Annotated in this window: 5 protein-coding genes; 4 read left to right on the forward strand and 1 reads right to left on the reverse strand. The window is 70.1% G+C overall.

From position 1 onward, the window contains the following. Positions 1-1,308 (forward strand): cobyric acid synthase (locus tag DD1DGNOD_RS14485; RefSeq protein ID WP_131770374.1); only part of this gene is annotated, 1,308 nt, incomplete at its 5' end. Between the two features lie 267 nt (positions 1,309-1,575). On the opposite strand, the gene DD1DGNOD_RS14490 is transcribed toward DD1DGNOD_RS14485, so the two are convergent. Beyond that, on the reverse strand, positions 1,576-1,923 hold the full coding sequence (locus DD1DGNOD_RS14490) for a hypothetical protein (protein WP_131766900.1): 348 nt from the start codon (positions 1,921-1,923) through the stop codon (positions 1,576-1,578). On the opposite strand from DD1DGNOD_RS14490, the gene DD1DGNOD_RS14495 reads away from it, so the two are divergent. The 3 genes from DD1DGNOD_RS14495 to DD1DGNOD_RS14505 all read left to right on the forward strand — a co-directional run. After that, positions 1,910-2,365, forward strand: a complete 456-nt coding sequence (locus DD1DGNOD_RS14495; RefSeq protein ID WP_131766901.1) for a hypothetical protein — start codon at positions 1,910-1,912, stop codon at positions 2,363-2,365. The genes DD1DGNOD_RS14490 and DD1DGNOD_RS14495 overlap by 14 nt on opposite strands. A 295-nt stretch (positions 2,366-2,660) precedes the next feature. Beyond that, positions 2,661-3,044 (forward strand): type II toxin-antitoxin system VapC family toxin, encoded by a 384-nt coding sequence (locus tag DD1DGNOD_RS14500; protein ID WP_131766902.1) that lies wholly within the window; start codon positions 2,661-2,663, stop codon positions 3,042-3,044. 108 nt (positions 3,045-3,152) lie between these two features. Beyond that, a partial coding sequence (locus tag DD1DGNOD_RS14505; protein WP_346434326.1) for a cobaltochelatase subunit CobN occupies positions 3,153-4,587 on the forward strand: 1,435 nt, incomplete at its 3' end.

The raw sequence follows: 4,587 nt of genomic DNA on the forward strand, positions 1-4,587 counted from the left end.
GTCCTGGGCCGGCCCGTCGCCGAGGTCGACGCGCTGGGCTACCGTCCGTACAAGGCGCACTTGGCCGGCATCGTCACGGACTGCCTGGCCGACCTGCGCAGCCGGTTCGACGCGGTGATCTGCGAGGGCGCCGGCTCACCCGCGGAGATCAACCTGCGGGACACCGACATCGCGAACATGGGGCTGGCCCGGGCCGCGAACCTGCCGGTGCTGGTCGTCGGCGACATCGACCGCGGCGGGGTGTTCGCCGCGCTGTTCGGCACCCTCGCGCTGCTGGACGCCGGTGACCAGGCGCTGGTCGCCGGCTGGATCGTCAACAAGTTCCGCGGCGACCCCCGGCTGCTGGAACCCGGGCTGCGCCAGCTCGAGCGGCTCACCGGCCGTCCGGTGCACGGGGTACTGCCGTGGCGGTCCGGGCTGTGGCTCGATGTCGAGGACTCCCTCGATCTCGCCTCCTATCCGGCGACCGCTTACCCGGACGCCGACAGCGACGGTGCAGGTAGCGGCGTCGGCAGTGGCGGCGGCGACACCGGCGACGTCCTGCGGGTGGCGGTGATCCGGCTGCCGCGGCTGTCCAACATCACCGACATCGACGCGTTACGGGCCGAACCCGGGGTGGTCGTGGGATTCGCGACCCGGCCCGATGACCTCGCCGACGCCGATCTGGTGGTCGTTCCCGGGACGCGGGCGACCGTCGAGGACCTCGCGTGGCTGCGCCGGCGCGGCCTGGACGCCGTCCTGTGCGCGCGGGCCGCGCAGGGCCGGCCGCTGCTGGGGATCTGCGGCGGCTACCAGATGCTCGGCCGGCACATCGACGACCCGGTCGAGTCCGGCGCCGGTGAGGTGGACGGCCTCGGCCTGCTGCCGGTGACCACCACTTTCGCCCCTGACAAGCTGCTCGGCCGCCGTGCCGGGACGACGTCCGGCGGCCTGGCCGTGACCGGCTACGAGATCCGCCACGGCCGGCTCACCGTCCACGACACCGGGCCGGCCGCGAGGTCGGCCGGGACGCCGGCCGCCGAGCCGTTCGCCGCGGACGGTGTGCGTGCCGGCGCGGTCGCCGGCACGAGCTGGCACGGCCTGCTGGAGAACGACGAGTTCCGCCGGGAGTTCCTCGTCGACGTGGCGGCCCGCGCCGGACGGTCGTTCGTCCCGGCCCGCACCTGCTTCGCCGACGTCCGCCGGCGCCGCCTCGATGCTCTCGGCGACCTGGTCGCGGACCATCTCGACACCACGGCCGTGCGCAGGCTGCTCGACGGCGGTCCACCGGCCGGCCTTCCCTTCGTCCCACCGGGGGCACCGAGGTAAGAACCGCCGTGTCCGGTCACCGGCCGGTGTGCGGACGTCCGGCGTCCGCCTTCCCGAGGAACTGATCGTTATGGCCAGCTTGGCATGATGCGGGTTGGCCGTCGTCCTCACCCGACAGGCCCGCCCGATCGGTGGCCGAATGTCCATTAATCTGTCGGAAGAGGACCCAAACACCTGTTTCGAATCTTGGTGTCGAATGGTCTGTACCGGTTTGACCGAGAACGAGCAGGATCCGGTGGCATCGCGAGGCGGCGTCATGGGGGGCGATCAGGGGCCGTCCGGGCGCTGATCACCCGGACGGAAGAAAGCTTCAGAACAGGCTCTAAAGGGGGCATTGAGCTTGTCGGATGACCCGTGGTGGCGGAATCCCCATATCGTCGTTCCTTCGGTCGTGGCTCTGCTGGCAGCGGTGATAGGACCGCTGGTGGCTGTGGCGATCGCCGGTGGTGGGACGGTGAAGCCTCCGCCGCCCCCGCCGACCCCGAGCGTGTCGCCTGGCACGGCAAAGCCGACAGTCACCACCCCGCCGAAGCCGGTGGTGAGCACCAGACCGACTCCGATCATCACGAGAACACCTCGTCCGCCATGCACGCCGAGTACATTGTCACCGTCCATCAGGAGCGACCAGACGGACATATGCGATCTGCTGAACTCCAACAAGATCGACCGCAGCTCCTGTCACGGCCGCCCCGACCTCGAGTCGGTCGCCCCCTGGTATGCCTCGGCCGCGATCACATGCGAGACCGCCGAAGGCTCCTCCAAGGTTCAGTTCCTGCGGTATCGAACCTCCACGGATATGGAGGCATACCTGGACCGTGCCGCGAAGTCCGTCAACGGCCTCGGTGACTGCAACCAGGGTCAGGAGATGAACGGCACCTGGCACACCCCTACCAGCGCGACCCTGGGTCGCAAAGTGTGTATTTTTCTGAAAAGCGGTAAGTTTCAGATCAACTGGGCGTTCAACATGGAGCGCGTCGTGGCGATCCGGGAGGACCAGTCGGCTACGTCCGCGGCTTCCTGGTGGTACAAGAACGCCTGCGTCCTCAACAGATGTTGATCGTGCGACGCGCAGTCCGGCATGGTCCGGCTATGCGCGGTTCGCATCTCCCTCATCCATCGAGTTCCTCATGTATCAGGGTGAGAAATCAGTCATAAACCAACCATGCGTTTGAACGAACCTGTCGGAGAACGGGAGGCCCGGGCGGGGACACCGGCCGACCTTCCCTTCGTCCCGTCGTCGGGAGCGCCGAGGCGACACCCCCCGCCTCCGGTCACCGGCTGGCGGGACGTACGGGGGCGGCTGAGCCCGCGTCCGGCGGAACAGATTCCGATCTGTCTAGACTGACTAGAGTATGCCGTTGGTCCGCCGGGTTGTGAGGTGTCAGCATACGGAATGGATCTCCACTGTGCCGGTGGACCGCCTGTACCTGTCCGTACTGACCATAGGGGAAATCACACACGGCATCACACGCCTGCTCGAACGGGGTGACCATCGACAGGCAGCCGTTTTCGAAGGCTGGTTGGACGACGTCATCGAAGAATTCGGCGAACGGATCGTGCCGGTGACCCTCACCATCGCGCGGGCATGGGCAGCGCGCAGCGGAGCACACCCCGTTCCCACGGTTGACGCGCTCATCGCGGCCACCGCCAAGACGCACGACTGGACGCTGGTCACCCGCAACACCAAGGATTTCGACCACACCGGGGTACGTCTGTTGAACCCCTTCACCGGCTGATCCTTTCACCCCATCGGGAGCATCGACGTGACACGCCCTGGCACCGAACCGGTGATCGTCCTGCTGTCCACCGCCGACACCGAGCTGCTGGCGGCCCGGGCCAGCGGGATGCACTGGCGGGTGGCGAATCCGGCCCGGCTCGCCGCCGCGGACGTCCCCGCCCTGGTGCAGGGCGCGGACGCGGTGGTCGTCCGGCTGCTCGGGGGAGCCCGGACATGGCCCGACGGTCTGGACGCGACGCTCGCCGCCGGGCTGCCCACGGTCGTACTCGGTGGGGAAGCGGTACCCGACGCCGAACTGATGCGCCGCGCCACCGTGCCGGCCGGTGTCGCAACCGAGGCGCTCGGATACCTGGTGGAGGGCGGCACCACCAACCTCGCCGAGCTGTACCGCTTCCTCGCCGACACGCTGCTGCTGACCGGGTTCGGGTTCGCGCCGCCCACGGCGATGCCCGCGGCCGGAGTGCACGGCGAGCGGACGGCCAAGACGGACCGTCCGACCGTCGGTGTCGTGTTCTACCGGGCGCACGCGACGTCCGGGAACACCGGGTTCGTGGACGTGCTGTGCGACGCGCTGGACGCGCGCGGGGTCAACGCCCGGCCGGTGTTCGCCACCTCGCTGCGCGGGCTGGACTCCGCCCCGGGCGGTGTTCTCTCGCTGCTGGCGGGGGTGGACGCACTGATCGTGACGGTGCTCGCGGCCGGCGGCACCCGGCCGGCCGACGCCTCGGCGGGCGGGGACGACGAGGCGTGGGACGTCAGCGCGCTCGCCGCGCTCGACGTGCCCGTGCTGCAGGGCCTGTGCCTGACGTCGTCCCGTGCGCAGTGGGCGGGCAGCGACGCGGGGCTGTCACCGATGGACGCGGCCATGCAGGTCGCGATCCCCGAGTTCGACGGCCGGATCATCACGGTGCCGTTCTCGTTCAAGGAGTCCGGGCCGGACGGGGTGCCCGTCTACGTGGCCGACACCGAACGCGCCACCCGCCTTGCCGGGATCGCCGCCCGGCTGGCCCGGCTGCGGCACGTCCCGAACGCCGAGAAGAAGATCGCGCTGGTGCTGTCGTCGTACCCGACCAAGCACGCCCGGGTCGGCAACGCCGTGGGCCTGGACACCCCAGTCTCCGCCGTCCGGCTGCTGGACGCGCTGCGTGCGGCCGGCTACGACCTGGGGGAGGACGACCAGGACAACTCGGACGACCCACGCAGTCTGGACGGCGTGGACGGCGTGGACGGACGGCCAGGGAGGCAGCCGGTCCCCACCGACGGGGACACGCTCATCCACACGCTCATCGCCGCCGGCGGGCACGACGTCGAATGGCTGACCGAACAGCAGCTCGCGGCCGCGCCGGCACGGGTGCCGGCGCAGGTGTACCGGCGCTGGTTCGACGCGCTGCCGCAATCCCTGCGCGAGGGGATGGTCCGGCACTGGGGTGATCCGCCCGGCACCCTCTACGTCGACGCCCCCACGGAGGTTCCCGGGAACGTTCCCGGTGGCGGCCGTGGCAGCGGTGGCAGCGGTGGCGGCCTGCCGCGGCTCGCTGATG

Origin of the sequence: Candidatus Protofrankia californiensis, from assembly GCF_900634765.1 — a bacterium.
GTDB lineage: Bacteria > Actinomycetota > Actinomycetes > Frankiales > Frankiaceae > Protofrankia > Protofrankia californiensis.